Source organism: Mycetocola sp., assembly GCF_025464835.1.
Classification (GTDB): domain Bacteria; phylum Actinomycetota; class Actinomycetes; order Actinomycetales; family Microbacteriaceae; genus Mycetocola_A.
Map to the genome: position 1 here is coordinate 1 of NZ_JAODMP010000075.1, position 4,208 is coordinate 4,208.

Consider the following 4,208-nt stretch of genomic DNA (forward strand, 5'->3'; position numbering starts at 1 on the left):
GCGTCGGCGACCTGGCGACCGAAGCCCTCGTTGCGCGTCTGAGACCATTCGCTGGATTGCGGCGAGCGTCTTGTCCCAGTCTTCGAAGATGTGGAAGCCGCCAACCCGGAGCATCCGCACTCCCTGCAGTTCGGCGTTCCGGTCCTTCGTCCGGTCGTGGAGGAAGCGTTCTGGGCCGTGCCACTTCTCTCCGTCCACCTCAAGGCCGACACAGTCATCTATGACGATGTCGACGTGTCCCGCTCCGGGCACGTAACCCTGTGTTCGAACCGAGAAGCCCGCCCGAATAAGCTTCAGCCGAGCAAATGTCTCGTAGCCGGACTGGGCGCCGCGGTCGATCCGGGACAGAATCGCATGCAGCCGCGCCGGTGAGTGAAGGAGGACCAGATCAAGCTGATCCTCCGTGAGGAAGCCCGTGTGCAGCGCAGACTCGACGCTGGCCAGCGCATCGTCTGGGCCAAGGCACTGAATAGCCTGAAGGATCGCGTCGACCGGAGCGACCTCAAGGACATCCGATCCACGAACAGTGCCACTCCAATGAATGAACGCGCCCGGGATGGATCGGCGTGCATGCTGGTGTGGCTCCATCCGAATATGCAGGCCTGGTCGCTCCACACCTGACCACACGCCGTGTCTGGCGAGGCTACTCACACAATCGAGCCGGCCGCCGGACTGGGCCGCGAGCACCAGTGGGGTGTCGATATGCGTGCAGGCATAGACGCCTCTGGCGAGGTGCCTGATCAGCCCGGCTGCACAGGCGCTTCTGAGCTGGCGGGCAGTGAAAACGCGCTGTAACTGCGAGGTGGTTGCCACGTGCCCTCCGTCACACAGCAGGGCGACGATGTCAGTGCTCATCCGAGGAGTGTGTGAGTTCGCCAAGCACGACTCTGGAATCCGGATGGCTCGGTGGAAAATCGCCCGCGGAGGAGCTGAGGTGAGGGAGTGGCCGCGCGCGTCGTCAACATCGGATTTTCTCTGCGATCGAGTGCGATTTCGGCCTCGATGGGTGCTGTAGCGAAGAATCTCCGAAGTTGCGAACCGGAGCTGCCTCTGCGGTACTCAGCAAGTGATGCGCTCCAGCTGCAGCGGCCGCAGTGTCGGCGGCGGCGACTACGATGAGGGAGTGGTTACAGCCCTGTATCGCCGTTACCGGCCAGAGTCCTTTGCCGAGCTGATCGGTCAGTCTCAGGTGACCGATCCGCTGATGACGGCCCTGCGCACCAACCGGGTGAACCACGCCTATCTTTTCAGTGGCCCACGCGGTTGCGGCAAGACCACCTCCGCCCGGATCCTTGCGCGCTGCCTCAACTGCGTCGAGGGCCCCACCGACACCCCGTGCGGTGTCTGCCCGAGCTGCGTGGAGCTCAGCCGTGACGGCGGCGGATCCCTCGACGTCGTCGAGATCGACGCCGCCAGCCACAACGGTGTCGACGACGCCCGCGACCTCCGCGAGCGAGCGATTTTCGCCCCTGCGCGGGACCGCTACAAGATCTTCATCCTCGACGAGGCCCACATGGTCACCCCGCAGGGCTTCAACGCCCTGCTCAAGATCGTCGAAGAGCCGCCGGAGCACATCAAGTTCATCTTCGCGACGACCGAGCCCGACAAGGTCATCGGCACCATCCGTTCGCGTACCCACCACTACCCGTTCCGGCTGATCCCGCCCGCGCAGATGCTCGAGTACGTGCAGTCCCTGTGCGAGTCCGAGAAGGTCCAGGTGGAGCCGGGAGTCCTCCCGCTCGTCGTCCGCGCCGGCGGGGGTTCCGCGCGCGACACCCTGTCGCTCCTCGATCAGCTCATGGCCGGGTCCGAGGGCGACACCGTCGACTACGAGCGGGCGGTGGCGCTGCTCGGCTACACCCACTCGGCGCTTCTCGACGAGGTCATCGACGCGCTCTCCGCCCGGGATGCCGGCGCCGCCTTCTCCGCCGTCGACCGGGTCATTCAGACCGGCCAGGACCCGCGCCGCTTCGTAGACGACCTCCTCGAACGGCTCCGCGACCTTATCGTCGTCGGCGCGACCGGAGGGGACGCGGCATCCGTTCTGCGGGGCATCCCGCAGGACGAACTCGATCACATGGCGCTGCAGGCCACCGGATTCGGCCAGGCGGAACTCAGCCGCACCGCCGACATCGTCAACACGGCGCTCAGCGAGATGACCGGCGCCACCTCGCCCCGCCTGCACCTCGAACTCATGGTGGCGCGCGTGCTCGTGCCGTCGATGGACGACACGGCCCGCGGTGCCCTCGCCCGGGTGGAGCGCCTCGAACGCCGGGTCGGCATGTCCGACGCCGCATCCGAGCTCACTGCATCAGCGAATGCCGACGTCAGCGTTCCGGCCGCGCCCGCACAGCGCTCGTTCGATGAGCCGGTCGAGCGGGCCGCGGCCCGGCCCGCCCGCGTCACACCGCCGGTAGCTACGGACGCAGTATCCACCGAGACCGCTCGGCCGCCGGCTCCCCAAACTCCGCCCGCCTCGCCGGTCACGGTGAAGCCGGTCGGGCCGGTCACCCTGCAGCAACTCCGTGACTCCTGGACCGAAATACTCGATCGGGTCGCGGCGACCAAACGGTCCGCGTGGCTCGTGGCGCAGACGGCAACGGTTCGTGCTTTCAGCGACGACGCCGTGCTGCGGCTGAGTTTCCCCAGCGCCAAGGACGTCGAAGACTTCAAACACCTTCACGCGGGCGACGGGGTCAGCACGATCGTGCGCCAGGCGATCCTCGACGTGCTCGGTGTCACCGTTAAGTTCATTGCACACGTCGACGCGCCCGGCGATGCGGATGCCTCCCCTCGCGGCCCGTCGCCCGCCCCGACCCAGCCCGGTTCCGGGCCAGCCGGCGGAAGCACCGGTCCTGCCAACCCTGCCAGTGCCCCGGGTGGGGGTTCGACCCCCGCGGTGACCGGCGCGAATGTTACGGGAACTCGGGGCGCCGCCAGTGCGGCTCCCGCAGCGAGCACTCCAGGCGCGCGCCCGAACGTCGCGCCCTCGGTCTCGGCCCCGTCGAGCAGCGCTCCTGACACCCAGACAACCCCGGCTGCTCCTGTGTCTACCCCGAGGTCTCCGCAAGCCGATGTGCGTGCGTCAGTGACGGCATCCAGCACCGCGACTGCCCTCGCGGCCCGAGGCGCGTCAGCGCCTCCCGTTTCCTCCGGGCAAACCCCGGCAGCGGGCGGCTGGCACGTCGTCGCGATCCCGACCTCCGATCCCACGCGCCAGGCCGGCGACGTCGAAGCGCCCACACCAGAGGATGCGCCTCCGTTCGATGACGCGCCTCCGTTCGACGATGCGCCTCCATTCGATGACGCGCCACCGTTCGACGATGAACCGCCGTACCCTGATCCCCAGGCCGACCCCGCCGACCGGGAACCGGTCGCTATCGGAGATGTGCCGTCGGTCATCCCGCCCGGCCGGTTCGCGCCGCCGCCGGGGAGATCCGGCGCACCAAGGGAGGCCAGCGGTTCCACCGCGGCCGTCCATGGGGTGTCAGCCGCGGGAACGGATGCCGCAGCAGCAGCGCAGGGGACCCTGCGAGGCCCAGCGGAGCGGACAGAGACGATGAGCCCAGCGAGTCGGGCGGCAACCGCGTCCCAGCCTGCGGGTTCGAACGCAGGCCCAGCGAACGCTGTCGCGTCCGACCGTGCGAACGCCGTGGCATCCGTCGCGCCAGCCGCGGCCCGCCCGGTGAACCGCCAGCCCTCCCACCCGGCCGCGAACTCCCGCTACGGCGAATCGGTCGTGCGCGAGCTTCTCGGAGCGAGCTTCATCGAGGAACAGCCGCACACTCCGCCAACCCGATTCAACAGGGACTAGCACCTCATGTACGAAGGCATTGTCCAGGAACTGATCGACGAATTCGGTCGGCTGCCAGGCATCGGTCCGAAGTCAGCCCAGCGGATCGCGTTCCACATTCTGCAGACGGAGACATTCGACGTCACCCGGCTGGCGGAACTGCTCACCGAGGTGCGCGAGAAGGTGCACTTCTGCGAGATCTGCGGCAACGTCGCCGAACAACCGACGTGCTCCATCTGCCGCGACCCGCGTCGCAATCCGGCGAGTATCTGTGTCGTCGAGGAGGCCAAGGATGTCGTCGCCATCGAGCGCACCCGCGAGTTCCGTGGGCTCTATCACGTGCTCGGCGGCGCGATCAGCCCGATCGATGGCATCGGCCCTGACGACCTCCGCATCCGCCAATTGATGCAGCGGC

3 protein-coding genes are annotated in these 4,208 nt (G+C 67.8%); 2 read left to right on the forward strand and 1 reads right to left on the reverse strand.

The genetic code is table 11. The annotated features are described in order from the left end of the window. Positions 1-855, reverse strand: an 855-nt coding sequence (locus tag JWP90_RS09670; protein ID WP_297363145.1) for a hypothetical protein, incomplete at its 3' end; no start/stop codon positions are given. Between the two features lie 268 nt (positions 856-1,123). Here JWP90_RS09670 and JWP90_RS09675 point away from each other — a divergent pair. After that, positions 1,124-3,814: a DNA polymerase III subunit gamma and tau gene (locus JWP90_RS09675; RefSeq protein WP_297363148.1), complete on the forward strand. Its 2,691-nt coding sequence runs from the start codon at positions 1,124-1,126 to the stop codon at positions 3,812-3,814. A gap of 6 nt (positions 3,815-3,820) precedes the next feature. After that, positions 3,821-4,208: recombination mediator RecR (gene recR, locus JWP90_RS09680; RefSeq protein ID WP_297363151.1), on the forward strand; the 388-nt coding region annotated here is incomplete at its 3' end.